Annotated in this window: 15 protein-coding genes; 8 read left to right on the top strand and 7 right to left on the bottom strand. The window is 73.7% G+C overall.

What is annotated here, in order from left to right; all coding sequences use genetic code 11:
* Nucleotides 1-121 precede the first annotated feature (121 nt).
* A complete protein-coding gene (gene mfd, locus Ae331Ps2_RS14350) occupies nt 122-3,745 on the bottom strand; it encodes a transcription-repair coupling factor (RefSeq protein ID WP_075312382.1) in 3,624 nt (1,207 codons plus the stop codon).
* Nucleotides 3,746-3,952: 207 nt separating this feature from the next.
* Nucleotides 3,953-4,573 carry a TetR/AcrR family transcriptional regulator gene (locus tag Ae331Ps2_RS14345; protein WP_075308323.1) on the bottom strand — a complete coding sequence of 207 codons (621 nt, stop codon included), beginning with the start codon at nt 4,571-4,573 and terminating at the stop codon, nt 3,953-3,955.
* A 72-nt stretch (nt 4,574-4,645) separates the two neighbouring features.
* Between Ae331Ps2_RS14345 and Ae331Ps2_RS14340 the strand changes: the two genes are divergently transcribed.
* Nucleotides 4,646-5,392 carry an SDR family oxidoreductase gene (locus Ae331Ps2_RS14340; protein WP_249265254.1) on the top strand — a complete coding sequence of 249 codons (747 nt, stop codon included), beginning with the start codon at nt 4,646-4,648 and terminating at the stop codon, nt 5,390-5,392.
* 7 nt (nt 5,393-5,399) lie between these two features.
* Here the strand turns inward: Ae331Ps2_RS14340 and Ae331Ps2_RS14335 are convergent, their stop codons facing one another.
* On the bottom strand, nt 5,400-6,251 hold the full coding sequence (locus tag Ae331Ps2_RS14335; RefSeq protein ID WP_075308325.1) for a siderophore-interacting protein: 852 nt from the start codon (nt 6,249-6,251) through the stop codon (nt 5,400-5,402).
* 161 nt (nt 6,252-6,412) lie between these two features.
* On the opposite strand from Ae331Ps2_RS14335, the gene Ae331Ps2_RS14330 reads away from it, so the two are divergent.
* A complete protein-coding gene (locus Ae331Ps2_RS14330; RefSeq protein WP_020623847.1) occupies nt 6,413-7,294 on the top strand; it encodes a hypothetical protein in 882 nt (293 codons plus the stop codon).
* Nucleotides 7,295-7,479: 185 nt separating this feature from the next.
* Here Ae331Ps2_RS14330 and Ae331Ps2_RS14325 read toward each other — a convergent pair whose 3' ends face one another.
* Nucleotides 7,480-8,322 carry an IS5 family transposase gene (locus Ae331Ps2_RS14325; protein ID WP_075305978.1) on the bottom strand — a complete coding sequence of 281 codons (843 nt, stop codon included), beginning with the start codon at nt 8,320-8,322 and terminating at the stop codon, nt 7,480-7,482.
* 92 nt (nt 8,323-8,414) lie between these two features.
* On the opposite strand from Ae331Ps2_RS14325, the gene nthA reads away from it, so the two are divergent.
* Genes nthA through Ae331Ps2_RS14310 form a run of 3 tightly spaced genes read left to right on the top strand, consistent with a single transcriptional unit; the run spans nt 8,415 to nt 9,896 of the window.
* The gene (gene nthA, locus Ae331Ps2_RS14320) at nt 8,415-8,948 is read left to right on the top strand and encodes a nitrile hydratase subunit alpha (protein WP_075308327.1); all 534 of its coding nucleotides are present in this window, start codon (nt 8,415-8,417) and stop codon (nt 8,946-8,948) included.
* Nucleotides 8,945-9,604 carry a nitrile hydratase subunit beta gene (gene nthB, locus Ae331Ps2_RS14315; RefSeq protein ID WP_075308329.1) on the top strand — a complete coding sequence of 220 codons (660 nt, stop codon included), beginning with the start codon at nt 8,945-8,947 and terminating at the stop codon, nt 9,602-9,604. The genes nthA and nthB overlap by 4 nt, the downstream gene beginning before the upstream one ends.
* A complete protein-coding gene (locus Ae331Ps2_RS14310; RefSeq protein WP_075308331.1) occupies nt 9,591-9,896 on the top strand; it encodes a nitrile hydratase accessory protein in 306 nt (101 codons plus the stop codon). Before nthB ends, Ae331Ps2_RS14310 begins: the two co-directional genes overlap by 14 nt.
* Here Ae331Ps2_RS14310 and Ae331Ps2_RS14305 read toward each other — a convergent pair.
* Genes Ae331Ps2_RS14305 through Ae331Ps2_RS14295 form a run of 3 tightly spaced genes read right to left on the bottom strand, consistent with a single transcriptional unit; the run spans nt 9,893 to nt 14,201 of the window.
* The gene (locus tag Ae331Ps2_RS14305) at nt 9,893-11,317 is read right to left on the bottom strand and encodes a GntP family permease (RefSeq protein WP_075308333.1); all 1,425 of its coding nucleotides are present in this window, start codon (nt 11,315-11,317) and stop codon (nt 9,893-9,895) included. The genes Ae331Ps2_RS14310 and Ae331Ps2_RS14305 overlap by 4 nt on opposite strands.
* Complete coding sequence (locus Ae331Ps2_RS14300) at nt 11,305-12,954, bottom strand: amidohydrolase family protein (RefSeq protein WP_075308335.1); 1,650 nt, start codon at nt 12,952-12,954, stop codon at nt 11,305-11,307. The genes Ae331Ps2_RS14305 and Ae331Ps2_RS14300 overlap by 13 nt, the downstream gene beginning before the upstream one ends.
* Nucleotides 12,954-14,201 (bottom strand): alanine racemase, encoded by a 1,248-nt coding sequence (locus Ae331Ps2_RS14295; protein WP_075308337.1) that lies wholly within the window; start codon nt 14,199-14,201, stop codon nt 12,954-12,956. Before Ae331Ps2_RS14295 ends, Ae331Ps2_RS14300 begins: the two co-directional genes overlap by 1 nt.
* A 122-nt stretch (nt 14,202-14,323) precedes the next feature.
* On the opposite strand from Ae331Ps2_RS14295, the gene Ae331Ps2_RS14290 reads away from it, so the two are divergent.
* From Ae331Ps2_RS14290 to Ae331Ps2_RS14280, 3 genes are read left to right on the top strand one after another with little or no spacing between them, the layout of a single operon-like run.
* The gene (locus Ae331Ps2_RS14290) at nt 14,324-15,298 is read left to right on the top strand and encodes a sugar kinase (RefSeq protein WP_212611735.1); all 975 of its coding nucleotides are present in this window, start codon (nt 14,324-14,326) and stop codon (nt 15,296-15,298) included.
* A complete protein-coding gene (locus Ae331Ps2_RS14285; protein WP_075312388.1) occupies nt 15,295-16,059 on the top strand; it encodes an IclR family transcriptional regulator in 765 nt (254 codons plus the stop codon). Before Ae331Ps2_RS14290 ends, Ae331Ps2_RS14285 begins: the two co-directional genes overlap by 4 nt.
* Nucleotides 16,056-16,472 (top strand): RidA family protein, encoded by a 417-nt coding sequence (locus Ae331Ps2_RS14280; RefSeq protein WP_075308339.1) that lies wholly within the window; start codon nt 16,056-16,058, stop codon nt 16,470-16,472. The genes Ae331Ps2_RS14285 and Ae331Ps2_RS14280 overlap by 4 nt, the downstream gene beginning before the upstream one ends.
* The last annotated feature ends 51 nt before the right edge of the window (nt 16,473-16,523 follow it).

Raw genomic sequence — 16,523 nt, 5'->3', positions numbered from 1 at the left:
CAACTCCGACGACCGGTTCGCCGGAGTCCGTCCCGTTACGTCCCGGAAACAGCACGGACGCCGACACCCGAAGTTCCCCGGCGGTACACCGGGTGTTCATCAGGATCGCGTCAGGACCGCGTCAGGAGGAGGCCGAGCTGTGCACCGGGGTGGAGGTCGGCACGATCTGCAGCAGCAGCTCCGCGCACCAGCCGAGCAGCTCGACGTCGCGCAGCGCCGCCCCGCCGATCCGGTTGCCCTGCATCGGCTTGGGCACCGTGACGATCTGCGCGGCCGCCTTGTACTGCGCCTTCGGGTAGAGCCGGCGCAGCCGCAGCTGGGCGGAGTCGGGCAGCTGCATCGGCCCGATCCGCAGCTGGGTGCCCGCCGAGGCGACCTCACGGATGCCGAGGCGCCGGCACAGCTGGCGGAACCGGGCGACCTCCAGCAGGTTCCGCACCGGGGTCGGTGGCTCGCCGTAGCGGTCGGTCAGCTCCTCGACGATCGCGGTGAGCGCGGCGTCGTCGGGCGCTTCGGCGATCTTGCGGTAGACCTCCAGACGCAGCCGCTCGCCGTCGACGTAGTCGTGCGGGACGTGTGCGTCGACCGGCAGGTCGACCCGGACCTCCTGCAGCTCCTCCGGCTCGGCCCCGATCTCCCCGCCCGCCTGCTTGCGGAACGCGGCGACGGCCTCCCCGACCAGGCGGATGTAGAGGTCGAATCCGACGCCGGCGATGTGGCCGGACTGTTCGGCGCCCAGGATGTTGCCCGCTCCGCGGATCTCCAGGTCCTTCATCGCGACGGCCGCGCCGGAGCCCAGCTCGGAGTGCTGGGCGATGGTGGCGAGCCGGTCGTGCGCGGTCTCGGTGAGCGGGTGGTCGGCCGGGTAGAGGAAGTAGGCGTAGCCACGGTCGCGGCCACGCCCGACCCGGCCGCGCAGCTGGTGGAGCTGGGACAGCCCCAGGGTGTCGGAGCGCTCGACGATCAGGGTGTTGGCGTTGGAGATGTCCAGGCCGTTCTCGACGATCGTGGTGCAGATCAGCACGTCGAACTCGCGGTGCCAGAACGCGCTGACGGTCCGCTCCAGCAGGTCCTCGTTCATCTGCCCGTGCGCGACGGCGACCCGGGCCTCGGGGACGAGGTCCTGGATCTTCTTGGCCGCGCGGTCGATCGAGCTGACCCGGTTGTGGACGTAGAACACCTGGCCGTCGCGCAGCAGCTCGCGGCGCACGGCGGCGGCGACCTGCTTGTCGTCGTAGGCACCGACGTAGGTCAGGGTCGGGTGCCGCTCCTCCGGCGGGGTGGTGATCGCCGACATCTCGCGGATGCCGGCCAGGCTCATCTCCAGGGTCCGCGGGATCGGTGTCGCGGACAGGGTCAGCACGTCGACGTGCGCGCGCAGCGCGGTGATGTGCTCCTTGTGCTCGACACCGAAGCGCTGCTCCTCGTCGACGATCACGAGGCCGAGGTCCTTCCAGCGGATGCCGGTCTGGAGCAGCCGGTGCGTGCCCACGACGACGTCGACCTGCCCGTCGGCGAGCTTCTCGATCGTCTCCCGCGCCTCGGCCGGGTCGGTGAACCGCGACAGCCCGCGCACGGTCACCGGGAACTGACGCATCCGCTCGGAGAACGTCGACAGGTGCTGGGTGGCGAGCAGCGTCGTCGGGACGAGCACGGCGACCTGCTTGCCGTCCTGCACCGCCTTGAACGCCGCCCGCACCGCGATCTCGGTCTTGCCGAACCCTACGTCGCCGGAGATGACGCGGTCCATCGGGACCGGACGCTCCATGTCCCGCTTGACCTCGTCGATCGCCGACAGCTGGTCGGGGGTCTCGGTGTAGGGGAAAGCGTCCTCGAGCGCGCGCTGCCACGGGGTGTCCGCGCCGAACGCGTGCCCCGGCGAGGCCTGGCGGGCCGCGTAGAGCTGCACCAGACCGGCCGCGATGTCCTTGACCGCCTTGCGGGCGCGGCTCTTGGTCTTGGCCCAGTCCCCGCCGCCGAGCTTGTTGACCGCGGGCTGCTCGCCGCCCACGTAGCGGCTGATCTCGTCGAGGGCGTCGGTCGGCACGAACAGCCGGTCGGCGGGCTGGCCGCGCTTGGAGCTGGCGTACTCCAGCACCAGGTACTCGCGGGTGGCGCCCTGGACGGTGCGTTCCTTCATCTCGACGAAGCGCCCGATGCCGTGCTGGTTGTGGACGACGAAGTCGCCGGGCTGCAGCACCGCCAGGTCGACGGCGTTGCGCTTGCGCGGGGTGGTCCGGCGCGGCGCGGTGTCGAGCCCGGCGCGACTGCCGGTCAGGTCGGGTTCGGAGACGACGACCAGCCCCACCTCCGGCGCGGTGAACCCGTTCAGCACCCGCCCGCAGGTGACGGTGACGATCCCCTTCTCCGGGGCGTCGGCCAGCACCGGGACGGCCGCGGCGGGGACCTCCGCCTCGCGCAGCTGCTCCAGCGAGCGGTCCGCGGTGCCCTGTCCGGCCAGCACGAGCACCGCGGCACCGCCGGTGGCGACGTGGGCGCGCAGGTCGGTCAGCGCGCGGTCGGTGTCGCCCCGGTAGGGCTCGATCTCGTGCACGCCCGCCACGACGACGTCGTCGGCACCCGACAGCAACGGCGACAGCGACACCACGGGGCGGCCGGTCGCCGTCGCGTGCTCCAGCGTGACGCGCAGGTCGCGGTAGGCCGACCCGGAGACGTCGATCGGGGCCTCGCCCCCGGAGCCGGACGCCAGCCAGGACGCCTCCAGGAACTCCTGCCCGGTGCGCACGAGGTCGGCGCAGCGGGTCCGGATGCGCTCGGGGTCGGCGAGCAGCACCCGCGTCCCGTCCGGCAGCAGGTCGGTGAGCGTCTGCATCTCCCCGCCGACCAGCGCCGGGATCAGCGACTCCATGCCCTCCCCGGGGATGCCCTCGGACAGCTTCTCCAGCAGCTCGCGCAGCGGGTTGCGGTTGAGCCCGGCGGTCTCGGGCTGTTCGAGGGCCAGCTCGGCGGCCCGCTCGCGCACCGGGGTGGTGAGCAACAGCTCGCGACACGGCGGGACGTCGATCCGGGTGACCTCGCCGACCGAACGCTGGTCGGCGACGGAGAACGACCGCACCTCGGAGACCTCGTCGCCCCAGAACTCGACGCGCACCGGATGCTCGGCGGTCGGCGGGAAGATGTCGAGGATGCCGCCGCGCACGGCGAACTCGCCACGGGTGGTCACCATCTCGGCGCGGTTGTAGGCCAGCTCGACCAGCCGCACGAGGAGCTGCTCGAAGTCGTGCTCCTCGCCGACGGCCAGCGAGACCGGGTCGAGCGTGCCCAGCCCGGGCGCGACGGGCTGGATCAGGCTGCGCGCCGCGGTCACGACCACCCGCGGGGCGGTCTCGGCCGAGGCGCGCCGGCGGAAGATCATCAGCCGGCGGGCGACGGTGTCCGGGCGCGGGGACAGCTTCTCGTGCGGCAGCGTCTCCCAGCTCGGCAGCACGACGACGGGTGCGCCCGCGCAGTCGTGCACGGTGTCGGCGGCGGCGCCCGGCGCCTCGCCGTGGCCGAGCAGGTCCGACACCGCGGCCGCGAGGTCCTCGGCCTCCCGGTCGGTGGCGGTCACGGCGAGCACCGTGGAGGTCTCGGCGAGCCCGGCGGCGAGCAGGGGGCGCACCGCGGAGGGCCCCTCGACCTGCACGGCAGGGGTCTCACCGGCGCGGGTGTCCGCGGCGCGGGCGGCATCGACGGCGGCACGGAGACCGGCGTCGGACAGGGCGGAGGTGAGCAGACCGGACAGGATGGCCACGACGGCGCTGGCTCCTCGGTGGAGGTGGGCTGGCGGTGCGCGCGGCGGCGGGGGCCGACCGCGGGCAGGGCAGACCCCTGCCCGGGTCGCGGTAGGGCTCCCGACCCGGTCGGGGTGCCGACCCTCGACTTTACGCCTGGCCCGCGCGGCCGCCGACCGCACCGTCGGTGTGCCACGGCACGCTGGCGCGGGCCCGCCTCACGGACCGCCCGCCGCCGGTCCCGGGGTGCCCACCGTGCCGCGGACCACGGCCGCGACGGCCGCCTCCGCACGCTCGGCGACCGTGCCGCCGCCGACCGCGGCGCCGGCGAGAAAGCCGTCGACGTCGAGGGCGCCGTAGCCGTGGGCGGTCGTGACCACCCGCTCCATCAGCGACACCGCCGCGGCCGGGTCGGCGAGCTCCAGGGCCGGGGCGAGCAGGACGTCCCCGATCCGCCGTCCCACGGCCGCGAGGTCGCGGTCGCCCAGTGCCCGCAGCTCGGCGCCGTAGACGAGGTCCAGCCCGACCCGGCGCCCGGTGAGGAACCCGGCGTAGGCCCCGCCGGCGGCGGCGAGTCGCGATACCGGGTCGTCCCCGGCCCGCGCGGCCGCGGTCTCCATCTGCTCCGCCAGCTCGCCGGCCGCCGCGGTCACCACCGCGGCCAGCAGCCGGTCGCGGTCGGCGAAGTGCCGGTACGGCGCGGCCGTGCTCACCCCCAGCCTGCGGGCCAGCACCGCGACCGAGAACCCGCGCACGCCCACCTCGGCCAGCAGGTCGACGCCGGCACGCACGAGTGCGCCCGGCAGGTCGCCGTGATGGAACCTCGCCCGCCGGGCCATGCGCCCTCCTTGCTGTGATCGGGCTATCACATTAGCGTGTAAGTGGGTTATCACTTCGAGTCGGGAGACACCGTGGACACGCAGGAAACCATCACCGGCAGGGTCGTCGCCGTCACCGGCGCGAGCGGGGGCATCGGCGCGGCGACCGCGGTCGAGCTCGGGGCCCGCGGGGCGCGCCTGATCCTGGGGGCGCGTCGGGCGGACCGGCTGGAGGCCGTGGCCGACCGGGTGCGCGCCGCGGGCGGGACGGCGGTCACCGTGCCGATGGACGTACGCGACCGGGCCGACCACACCGCGCTGGTCGACCGCGCACGGGCCGAGTTCGGCAGGCTCGACGTGCTGGTGGCGAACGCGGGGGTGGGCCGGGTCCGTCCGCTCGACGAGCTCCCGGTCGAGGAGTGGGACGAGATGATCGACGTCAACCTGCGCGGCGTCCTGTACGGGCTCGCCGCGGCGCTGCCGGTCTTCCGCGCCCAGGAGGCGGGCCACCTCGTCGTGGTCGCCTCCACGTCCGGCCTGCGGGTCGTCCCCGGTCAGGTCGTCTACGCCGCGACGAAGAACGCCGTCCGGACCCTCTGCGAGGGGCTGCGCCAGGAGGCGGGACCCGCGCTGCGGGTCACCGAGGTCTCGCCGGGGTTCGTCGCGACCGACTTCGTCGAGGGCATCGGCGACGAGCGGTTGCGCGCGGACTACCGGGCACAGCGCGACGAGATCGCCCTCGACCCGGCCGCGATCGCCCGCGCGGTGGTCTTCGCGCTCGAACAGCCCGCCGGGGTCGACGTCAACCAGCTCGTCGTCCGGCCGACGGCCCAGGGGTGAGCCCGGCTCAGATCAGCCCGTCGCGCTCCAGGGTCGCCTCGTAGAGGTCGAGCATCCGCTCGTCGTCGCCCTCGGCGGCGGCGGCCGCGTCGGCGTAGGCCTTCTCGAAGCGCTCCTGGTTGGCCCGCCAGGTGCGACGGAAGGTGTCGGCGTCGCGCCGCCAGTAGCCGAGCACGCCGTAGGCGCCGGGCGGCAGGCCGCGCTCGTGGCGCAGGTGCTTGCGGGCAGCCCGGGTCGCGGACGCCTCACCGCCGACGTAGACGTAGCCGGGCCCCTCCGGCAGCACGAGCCCGGCGACGATCTCCGCCAGCCGGCTGCCGGTCTCGCTCGCGGGCTCGCGACGCACCCGGGCCCGCGCGGGGAAGTCGGCCGGCACCTCGTCGATCTCCAGGACGACCTCGGTGTCGATGCCCTCGGGGGTCTCGGTGACGATCCGGGCGAGCGCCGGGAGGGCCGCCGCGTCGCCGACGAGGATCTGCCAGCCGACCCCGGCCGGGCGCTTGAACCAGCTGTTCGTGTGCGAGACCTCGATCTCGTCGCCGACGCGGGCCCGCCGCGCCCAGCCCGCGCCGACCCCGCCGGGGTGGCAGACCAGGTCGATGGACACCCGGGTGCGGCAGGGGCTGACCTCGCGCAGGGTGTACCAGCGACCGTGGTCGTCGCGGCCGCCGTCGGGCAGCGGGAAGTGGAAGACGCAGGCCTCGTCGGGGACGCCGGGCAGGTCGAGACCGGCCAACGCCTCCCCCTCCAGCCGGGCCCGGACGAAGACGTCCGAGACCCGCTGCAGGCCCACCACACGGACCGCCGCGCGGTCCTCGGTCACGACCGACATCGCCACCTCCCCATAGGTGAGGCTCACCTAATCACGGAGAGGAGGGCGGCATCAACCGGACCTTTCGGTCACGGTGTCGCAGAGTCCCTTCTACTACGTTGCATAGTGGACAACCACCCGATCGTGTCCGCTAGCGTCAGCAGGTGTCAGACGGGTGTCGAACCCGAGTCAGCACGGAGGAGCAAGCGGTGATCACGGTCTACCTGAACCGCCGGATCGACGACGACGCGCGCCGCGAGTCCCTGTTCCGGGGCGACTTCCATCTCTACACCGGGATCGGTGGCGCGAACGCCCTCGCCGACCACGCCAAGGACCTCATCGGTCAGGCCTTCGAGGGCATGGACCCGGAGCGCGCCCAGTACGAGATGGACGTCGACGAGTTCATCCGCCGCGTCGAGCCGCTCAAGCACGAGTTCACCAACGGTGAGAAGACCAAGTCGCTCTGCCAGCAGTTCGCCGTCGACTTCGGTGTCGACCCCGAGCGGACCTACTTCGACATCCCGCGGCTGCGCGTCATCCCGGCCGACCAGTTCCTCACCGCCGGCGTGTCCTACAACTACAAGGCGCACCGCGACATGTGGTACGGCCACCCGCAGCAGCTCGTGAACTACTGGACCCCGGTGTACGACGTCGTCGGCGAGAACGTCATGAGCATGTACACCGACTACTTCGACCGCCCGGTGAAGAACGGCTCGAACCAGTACGACTACGACGAGTGGGTCGCCAAGCACCGCACCGCGGCCGCCGGTGAGAAGACCACCGACACCCGTCCGCACCCCCTCCCGCTGGAGGACTTCGAGTCCCGCGGCGAGATCCGGATCGCCGCGCAGTCCGGTGACGTCTTCATGTTCTCCTCGAACCACCTGCACGCGTCGGCGCCGAACACCTCCGACGTCACCCGGTTCTCCTACGACCTGCGCACGATCAACCTCGACGACGTGCGCGCCGGCCGCGGACCGAAGAACGTCGACTCCGGCGCGACCGGCACCACGCTGGGCGACTTCCTGCGGGTCTCCGACCTGGCCCCGCTGAAGGTCGAGGAGTTCGAGGACGCGCTCACGAACGCCTGACCCCGCCCGTCCGACGGCCCGGTGCCCCGCGTGGGTGCCGGGCCGTCGTGCTCTCGACGGCCGGACCGGGTCTGGCTACCGTCGGCCCGATGAGCGGTGAGCTGCGGCCGGTGGACGCCCGCGTCCGGGCCCTGGAGTCGATCCTGGTCGAGAAGGGCTACGAGGTCGCGCGGATTGATGGATGATCATGGGCGGCGGTGTGGTCGGCTGTCCCAGCGGTGCGTGGTCCAGGCCTGCCGGATCAGGCTACGGAGTGTGATGATGGTGTCGGCGAGGTCGAAGAACGCGTCGACGACGGTTTCGCGGCGTTCGTAGCAGCGCTGCAGCCGGTTGAAGCTGTTGTGCCAGGCGTTGGTGCGCTCGATGTGCCAGCGTTGGGTGGCCTGGATCGGTGCTTTCTCGCCCTTGCGCGCGATCTCGCTGTGCAGGCCCCGTTCGGTGAGTGTGTCGCGGGTCTTACCGGAGTCATAGCCGGCGTCGAGGTGCACGGTGATGTCGTCGGGCAGCGGGCCGAGAGCGTCGAGGTGGTCGAGAGTGGGGCCCAGTAGCGGGGAGTCGTGGCGGTGTGCCCCGGCCAGGACCCGGCCCAGTGGGATGCCATGGCCCTCGACGAGCACCGATCGCTTCATGCCCTGTTTACGCCGGTCAACCGGTGACGGTCCGGCGACCTCACCGCCGCCGGGGGCCTTGGTGATGGCGCCGTCGACGGCAACGTCGTCAAGCAACAGGCCGACGATGCGGTCGTAGGCGTCCAGGGCGATCCGGCGTAGCTGGGCGAAGACCCCGAGCCGGATCCACTCGTCACGGCGATCGCGGATGGTGGTCGCCGAGCAGGTGCTGTCGGAGACGCCCTGATACGGGCAGCCGAACCGCAGCACCTGCAGGAGCTTGTCGAACACGACCCGATCCGCGATCCGGCGGCGGTGACAGCCCCACGGATGAGTGGGATCGAACTCGCCCCGGGGCGGCAGCAGCGCGGCGAACTGGTCCCACAACGGCTCGGTCAACCATGATGGCAGGGCGGGCACGCGGCCTCCAGACGATCACGAAGAGTCAACAACTTCATGATCGACAGGCCCGTGCCCGCCCCTCACCATCGACACCCGGCCGCGACCCAGCTGTGATCAATCCGCGCGACCTCTACGTCGACCCGGCCGCGCTCGACGAGATCATCGAGACCTACCAGCACCGGGTGGGCCCGCGGAACGGCGCGCACGTCGTCGCCCGGGCGTGGACCGACCCGGACTTCGCGGCCCGGCTCGCCGAGGACGCGACCGCTGCGGTCGCCGAACTCGGCTACGGCGGCCGGGGCGGCGAGCACCTCGCGGCGGTGTTCAACGCACCGGGCGAGCACCACCTCGTCGTCTGCACGCTGTGCTCCTGCTACCCGTGGCCGGTCCTCGGTCTGCCGCCGGTCTGGTACAAGTCGCCGGCCTACCGGTCGCGGGCGGTGCTGGACCCGCGCGGGGTGCTCGCCGACTTCGGGACCACCCTCGGCGACGACGTCGCGATCCGGGTCCACGACTCCACCTCCGAGCTGCGCTACCTGGTCGTCCCGCAGCGCCCGGCCGGGACCGACGGCTGGTCGGTCGACGAGCTCGCCGCGATCGTCTCCCGGGACGCCATGATCGGAACCCGGCTGGTGTCGGCGTGAACGGCGCGCACGACCTCGGCGGCGCGATGGGCTTCGGGCCCGTCGAGCCCGAGCCGGAGGACGTCCGGTTCCACGCCGGCTGGGAACCGCTGGTGCTGGCGCTGACCCTCGCCGCGGCCCGCCCGGGCGGCTGGTCGATCGACGAGTCCCGGCACGCCCGCGAGTCGCTCCCCCCGCCGGTCTACCTGACGCTGACCTACTACGAGATCTGGCTCGCGGCGACCGAGAAGCTGCTGGTCACCCACGGCCTGGTCGGTGCCGACGAGCTCGAGGCCGGCCGCACGCTGCGCCCGCGGGCCGACGCGCCCGCCGCACTGGACGCCGGGTCCGTCGCCCGGGTGCTGGCGACCGGCGCCCCCACCGAACGCGACGCCGCCGGCACGCCGCGGTTCGCCCCCGGCGACCGGGTGCGGGCCCGGGTGATGCACCCGCGCGGGCACACCCGGCTCCCCCGCTACGTCCGCGGCCGCAGCGGGACCGTCGAGGCGCACCGCGGGACCCACGTGCTGCCCGACGCCCGCGCGCACGGCCTCGGCGAGTGCCCGGAGCCGCTCTACACCGTGGTGTTCACCGGTCCCGAGCTGTGGGGCCCGGACGCCGACCCCACCACGACCGTCTCCGTCGACGCCTGGGAGTCCTACCTTGAGCCCGTCTGACGGCCCGGTCTTCGACGAGCCCTGGCAGGCGAACGCGTTCGCGCTGGCCGTGGCCCTGCAGGACACCGGAACGCTGGACCGGCAGGAGTTCGCCGAGACCCTGGGGGCCGAGCTGGACACCGGCCTGGACTACTGGGACGCCTGGCTCGCCGCGCTGGAGCACCTGCTCGACGGGCTCGGCGTCGCCGACCGCGACACGGTCGACGAGCGGACCGGCGCCTGGCTGCGCGCCGCCGTCGCGACCCCGCACGGCGCGCCGGTCACGCTCGACGCCGACCCGCTGGGCCCCTAGACGAGCGCCCACACCAGCGCGGCCGCGGCGAACCCGACGACGGACAGGATCGTCTCCAGCACCGTCCAGGTCATCAGGGTCTGCTTCACCGTCATGTTGAAGTACTTGGCGACGATCCAGAACCCACCGTCGTTGACGTGGCTGGCGATGATCGACCCGGCCGACACGGCGACGACGATCAGCGCGAGCTGCGGCTGGCTGTAGCCGCCCGCGGCGACGGTCGGGCCGATGATGCCCGCCGTCGTCACGATGGCGACGGTCGCCGAGCCCTGGGCGATCCGCAGCGCCGCACTGATCAGGTACGCCGAGGCGATCACCGGCAGCCCGATCGCGGTCATCGAGCCGGCCAGTGCGTCGCCGACGCCGGTGGTCTGCAGGACCTTGCCGAAGAACGCCCCCGCTCCGACGACGAGCAGGATCATCCCGACCGGGCGCAGCGACTCGCCGGAGATGCGGCCGAGCTCGGCCATCGACGTCCCGCGCCGGATGCCGAGCAGGTACAGCGCGAGCAGCACCGACAGCGTCAGCGCGATGGCCGGGGTGCCGAGCAGCACGAGCACGTCACGGAGCACCGTGCCCTCGGGCAGCGCCACCCCCGCGACGGTCGCGGCGAGGATGAGCACCAGCGGGACCGCGATGATCGAGGAGATGAGCGCTACCGGCGGGGGCGCGGTCACCGCGACCGCGGTACCGGCGGGACCGGACGGGCCGGCGGCCGGACCGCTCCCGCCGGGCAGGTCCTCGGGCACGTCGACCTGGACCCGCCGCCCGATGAACGAGCCCCACCAGACGCCGCCGGCCAGCCATGCGGGGATGCCGCAGAGCAGGCCCATCGCGATCACCCAGCCCATGCCGACGCCGAGCAGCCCGCCCGCGGTGACCGGCCCGGGGTGCGGCGGCAGGAACGCGTGGGTCATCGACAGGCCCGCGAGCATGGGCATCGCGTAGAGCACCAGCGAGCGACCGCCACGGCGCGCGGCCACGTAGACCAGCGGCGCGAGCACGAAGATGCCGATGTCGAAGAACACCGGGATGCCGAGCACGAGCCCGGTGATGCCCATCGCGAGCGGCGCGCCCTTCGGCCCGAACAGCCGGAGCAGCCGCTCGGTCAGGGCGTCCGCCCCACCGGAGCGTTCCATGATCGCGCCGAGCACGGTGCCCAGGCCGATGATCGGGGCGATGTGGCCGAGGATCCCGGCGAACCCCTTCTCGAACAGCGAGTCCGACGCCTTGATCGGGGTGCCGACGAGCTCGGTGACCGACACGCCCGCGACCAGGGCGACCAGCACGCCGGTCACGATCAGCGCGATGAACGGCTCCAGGCGCAGCCGCATGATCAGCACCAGGAGCAGCGCGACGCTGACGGCGGCGAGGGTGAACAGGCCGGCCGTGTCGTTCTGCAGCCAGTTCAGGAAGGCCATCGGTGTCCTCCGGTGGGATGGGTGCCCGGTGCTGTCCGGCCGTCGGCCCGGCGGCGCAGCGCGCGGCCGGCCAGCGCGTCGGTGCGCTCCCCGCCGTCGATCGCGAAGGCCCCGTTGACCAGCACGTACGGGATGCCTGCCGCCTGCTGGGCCGGCTCGGCGAGGGTGGCGGTGTCGGTGACGGTGTCCGGGTCGAACACCACCAGGTCGGCGGCCAGGCCCGGCCGGACGCGGCCGCGGTCGGCGAGGCGCAGCCGGTCGGCGGCGCGTCCGGTGAGGTGGTGGACGCACTCCTCCAGGGAGAACAGCCCCAGCTCGCGGCAGTAGTGGCCGAGGTAGCGGGGGAAGGTCCCCCAGGCCCGCGGGTGCGGCTTCGCGACGACTAGCAGGCCGTCGCTGCCGCCGGTGTGCCGCGGGTGGCGCATGATCGCGCGGACGTTCTCCTCGTGTCCGACGTGCTGCAGGATCCCGGTCCCGAAGTCGTCGCGGAGCAGGACGTCCACGCAGGTGTCGAAGGGGTCCCGTCCGGCAGCGGCCGCGATGTCGGCGATCGTCCGCCCGACCAGCCCGGCGAGCTCGGGGTTCGTGACCCCGCTGATCTCGATCGTCTCCCACTCCGCGACGACGCCGTGGCAGCCGTCGGAGCCGTGGACCTCCAGGTCCTCCCGGATCCGGGCGAGCGCCGCCGGGTCGCGCAGCCGCTCACGGGCCGCGTCGACACCACCGGACTGGCACCAGCTGGGCAGGATCGCCGACAACGTCGTCGCGCCGGGCAGGTAGGGGTAGGTGTCGAGGGTGATGTCGACGCCGCGGGCGACGGCGGCGTCGAGCAGCGCGATCAGCTCCCCGGCCCGGCCCTTGTTGGGGCCGAAGTTGAGCGTGGCGTGGGCCAGGTGCAGCGCGCACCCGGACCGCTCGGCGACGTCGACCATCTCGGCGTAGGCCTCCAGCGCGCCCGCGCCGTAGCTGCGGTGGTGCGGGGAGAAGAAGCCGCCCAGCTCCCCCACCGCCGCGCACAGGGCGGCGAGCTCGGCGCCGTCGGCGTACATACCGGGGGTGTAGGTGAGCCCGGCCGAGAGACCGACCGCGCCCTGGGCCATGCCGGTGCGGACGACGTCGGCCATCCGGGCGATCTCCGCCTGCGTGGCGGGCCGGTCGTCCCAGCCGCAGACCAGCGCACGGACCGTGCCGTGCGGGACCAGGTAGGCGGCGTTGCCGGCGATGCCCTCGTCGAGCCGGTCCAGGTACTCGGCGACGGTGCGCCAGGTGAGGAAGTCCGCGCCGGGATCGCCGTTCCAGCCGGCGATCGCGCGGCGCAGCACGGGCAGCACGGCGTCGTCGACGGGGGCGTAGGACAGCCCGGCCTGGCCGAGGACCTCGGTGGTCACGCCCTGCGAGACCTTCGCGAGGTGCGCGGGCTCGGTGAGCAGGCGCAGGTCGGAGTGGGCGTGCATGTCGACGAACCCGGGGGCGACGACCAGTCCGGCCACGTCGACGACCCGGTCGGCCCGCCCGGCCCGCCCGGCCGCGTCCGGTCCGACGGCGGCGATCCGGTCACCCTCGACGAGCACGTCCGCGGTGTACCGGGGCCCACCCGTCCCGTCGACGACGGTGCCGCCGCGCAGCAGTGTGCCCATCAGAAGAACGTCCGGACGAGCTCGACGACCTGCGGGTCGGGATCCGCACCGTCCAGCACCGGGATCCAGCGCCACTTGTCGAACGCGGTGCACGGGTGCGAGAGTCCGAGCCGGACGACCTGCCCGATCCGGACCGGCTCCTCGGTGCGCAGGAACGCGTGCTGGTCGTTGACGGCGGTGACGGTGCCGGTCAGCGGCCGCGACGGCGCCCCGAGGTCGTCGGCGATGCGTTGCGGCTCGGGCAGCCCCTCGTCGAACGGGACGTCGCGCTTGCCCGCGTCGAGCAGCGCCAGGCCGGGCTCGGGGGTGGACACCACCCGGGCGGTCACGTGCATCGCCGAGCGGAACGGGCGCTGCTCGTCGTCGCGGGCCAGCGGGGAGATGCCGCGGTAGAAGCCGTCGTCGTGGACGAGGTAGGCGCCCGAGCGCAGCACGACGCGGGTGCGCGCGTCGGCGAGCCCGGCCAGCGCGGCGACGACCTGGTCGAAGTAGGCACTGCCGCCCGCGGTGACCACGACCTCGTCGGTCCCGTAGGACGGGGTGAGCCGCCGGTGCAGCGTGGCGAGGTCCTCGAGGTAGGCGCGGACGGTCGCCAGCGACTCCGCGGACGGGTCGTGCGCGAGTGCCCCCTCGTAGCCGCCGACCCCGGCCAGCACCAGCGCCGGGCTCGCGACGACGGCCGCGGCGACCCGCTCGGCCTCGTCGAGGGTCCGCGCACCGGTCCGCCCGCCAGGGGCCCCCAGCTCGACGGCGACCGCGAGCGGCCGTGCCGGTGATCCCGCCGCGGCGGTCATCGCGGCGACGGCGTCGACCGAGTCGACCCAGCTGAGGACCTCCAGGTCCGGGTCGGCGTCACGGGCTGCGGCCACGGCGCGCACCCCGGCCGGGTCGACGAGCGCGTTCGCCAGCAGCACCCGTCGCACGCCGGCGTCGATCGCGATCCGCGCCTGCCACGGCGTGGCGACGGTGATCCCCCAGGCGCCGTGGCGCAGCTGCAGGTCCCACAGGGCCGGGGCCATCGTCGTCTTGCCGTGCGGGGCGAGGTCGACGCCGTGCGCGGCACACCAGCCGGCCATCCGCTCGGCGTTGGCGTGCAGGGCCGCCCGGTCGAGGGTGAGGACGGGTGTCGCCAGGTCCGACAGCCGCGGCCCACCGGCGAGCCACTCGTCGACGGTGCCGGGCAGCGGCGGGACGGACTTGGCGTACGGTCCGGGCCGTTCGGCGCCGAGCGACGCGTACCGGAGCATCCCGTTCTCCCCCCTACGAGCAGGAGCGTTGCGTATTTCGCAGCGCTAGTTGCGTATTCTGGTCGGGCTGTTCTAGCATCGCCGCGACGGATCGGTCAACGACGGCGGAGGAGAACCCAGCAGTGGACATCCCGGGCCGGAGCGCCGTGGTGTGCTTCGGCGAGGCCCTCGCCCTGGTCCCCGACGCGGCCGCCGTCGACGACCCACGGGCCCCCGCACAGGCCGCGGGCGCGGAGGTCAACGTCGCGCTCGACCTGGCCGCCGCCGGAGTCACGGTGGCATGGGTCGGTCGCCTCGGCGCCGACCCGCACGGCGACCTGGTGGCGCGCACGCTCGCCGCCGCCGGGGTCGACACCGGCGGGATCGGCGTCGACCCGGACCACCCGACCGGCCGCTACGCCAAGTCCCCCGGCCCCGACGGCAGCACCGTCATGACCTACCGGCGGGCCGGGTCGGCGGCCTCGGCGGCCGGCCCCGAGCTGCTGGAGACGCCCGCGGTGCGCGACCGGATCGCCGACGCGGACTGGGTGCACGTCGGCGGGATCACCGCCGCGGTGTCGCCGTCCTGTGCCGCGACGCTGGAGACGCTGCTGGCCCACCCGCGCCGGTACCGGGTGTCGTTCGACGTGAACTGGCGCGAGCAGATGTGGCCCGACGGCGACCCCGCCCCGGTGGTCGCGCTGGCCGGCCGGGCCGACGTCCTCCTGGTCGGCGCGGACGAGGCGCAACGGGTGTTCGGCACCGACGACCCGGCGCGGCTGCGCGCACTGCTGCCCGATCCGGAGCTGGTCGTGGTCAAGGACGGTCCTCGGCGCGCGCTGGCCGTGCACCGCGACGGCGCGGTCACCGAGCGCGCGGCGCTGGTCGTCGACGTCGTCGAGCCGGTGGGGGCGGGCGACGCGTTCGCCGCCGGTCTGCTCACCGGCCTGGTCCGCGGCGAGGACGTGGGCCGCTGCCTGCGCCGCGGCCACCTCGGCGCCGCCGCGGTGCTCGTCGTCCCCGGGGACTCCGCCGCTCCACTGCCCGAGCATCTGCTCGACCTCGACGACGACGCCTGGGCGGCCCTGCGCGTGACCGCCGACCGGTGGGCCGGGTGAGCACCAGCCTGACCAAGGCGCTGCGGATCCTGGTGCTCCTCGGCGAGGGCCCGGCCTCGCTCGACGAGCTCGCCACGGCGCTCGAGGTGCACAAGACGACCGTCCTGCGCCTGCTGCGCACCCTGGCCGACGAGCACTTCGTGCACCGCGACGACCACCACCGCTACCGGCTCGGCTCGCGGCTGTTCGAGCTGTCCTCGCGCGGGCTGGACCAGCGCGAGGTGCGCACGGTCGCCGCACCGCACCTGCAGGCGTTCAACCGGGCCCACGGCCACACCGTGCACCTGTCCGAGCGCGACGGCGACGAGATCGTCTACATCGACAAGCTGGAGTCCCTCGACAACGTGCGCATGGCGTCGCGGGTCGGTCTGCGCGGACCCGTGCACTCCACCGCCGCCGGGAAGGTGCTGCTCGCCGACCTGCCCGCCGCCGAGCGGAACCGGGTGCTCGACGAGATCGACTTCCCCACCCGCACCCCGAACACGATCACCGACCGCGAGACCTACCTGGCCGAGCTCGCCCGCGTGCGCGAGCAGGGCTGGGCGCAGGACCGCGAGGAGAACGAGGCCTCGATCAACTGCATCGGGGCGCCGGTCCGCGGACCGGCCGGAACCGTCGTCGCGGCGGTGTCGGTGTCCGTACCGACCATCGTCGCCGGCTACGACCAGCTGATGGAGCTGGTCCCGTCACTGCTGGCCGTCACCGGGACGATCTCCCGCGACCTCGGCTGGCGCCCGACCCGAGAGGAACCCCCCGTATGAGCACGACCGCCGACGGCGCCGTCTCCACCCCCGACGCGCCCGCGCCGGCGCACACCTTCAGCCAGGGCGTCCGCCGGGGCGGGCTGCTGCAGGTCTCGGGCCAGGGCCCGATGGACCCGGCCACGAAGCAGTACATCGCGCCCGGCGACGTGCACGCCCAGACCCTGCGCACCCTGGAGAACGTCCGCGCCATCCTGGAGGCGGGCGGCGCGTCCGTCGGCGACGTCCTGATGTTCCGGGTGTACCTCACCGAGCGGGAGCACTTCACCGCGATGAACGAGGCCTACGGCGAGTTCGTCTCCCGCTACGTCCCGGAGGGCGCCGCGCTCCCCGCACGGACGACGGTCTTCGTGGGCCTGCCCCACGCCGAGATGCTGGTGGAGATCGACGCCCTGGCCGCTCCCGCCGCGTAGGGCTCGTGGAGACGCACGTTCTCGCCCCCGGCAGGGCGGAAACGTGCGTCT

Origin of the sequence: Pseudonocardia sp. Ae331_Ps2 (assembly GCF_001932405.1) — a bacterium.
Lineage (GTDB): Bacteria > Actinomycetota > Actinomycetes > Mycobacteriales > Pseudonocardiaceae > Pseudonocardia.
The sequence above is the reverse complement of the archived record's forward strand: the minus strand, read 5'-3'. Positions and strand labels throughout refer to the sequence as shown.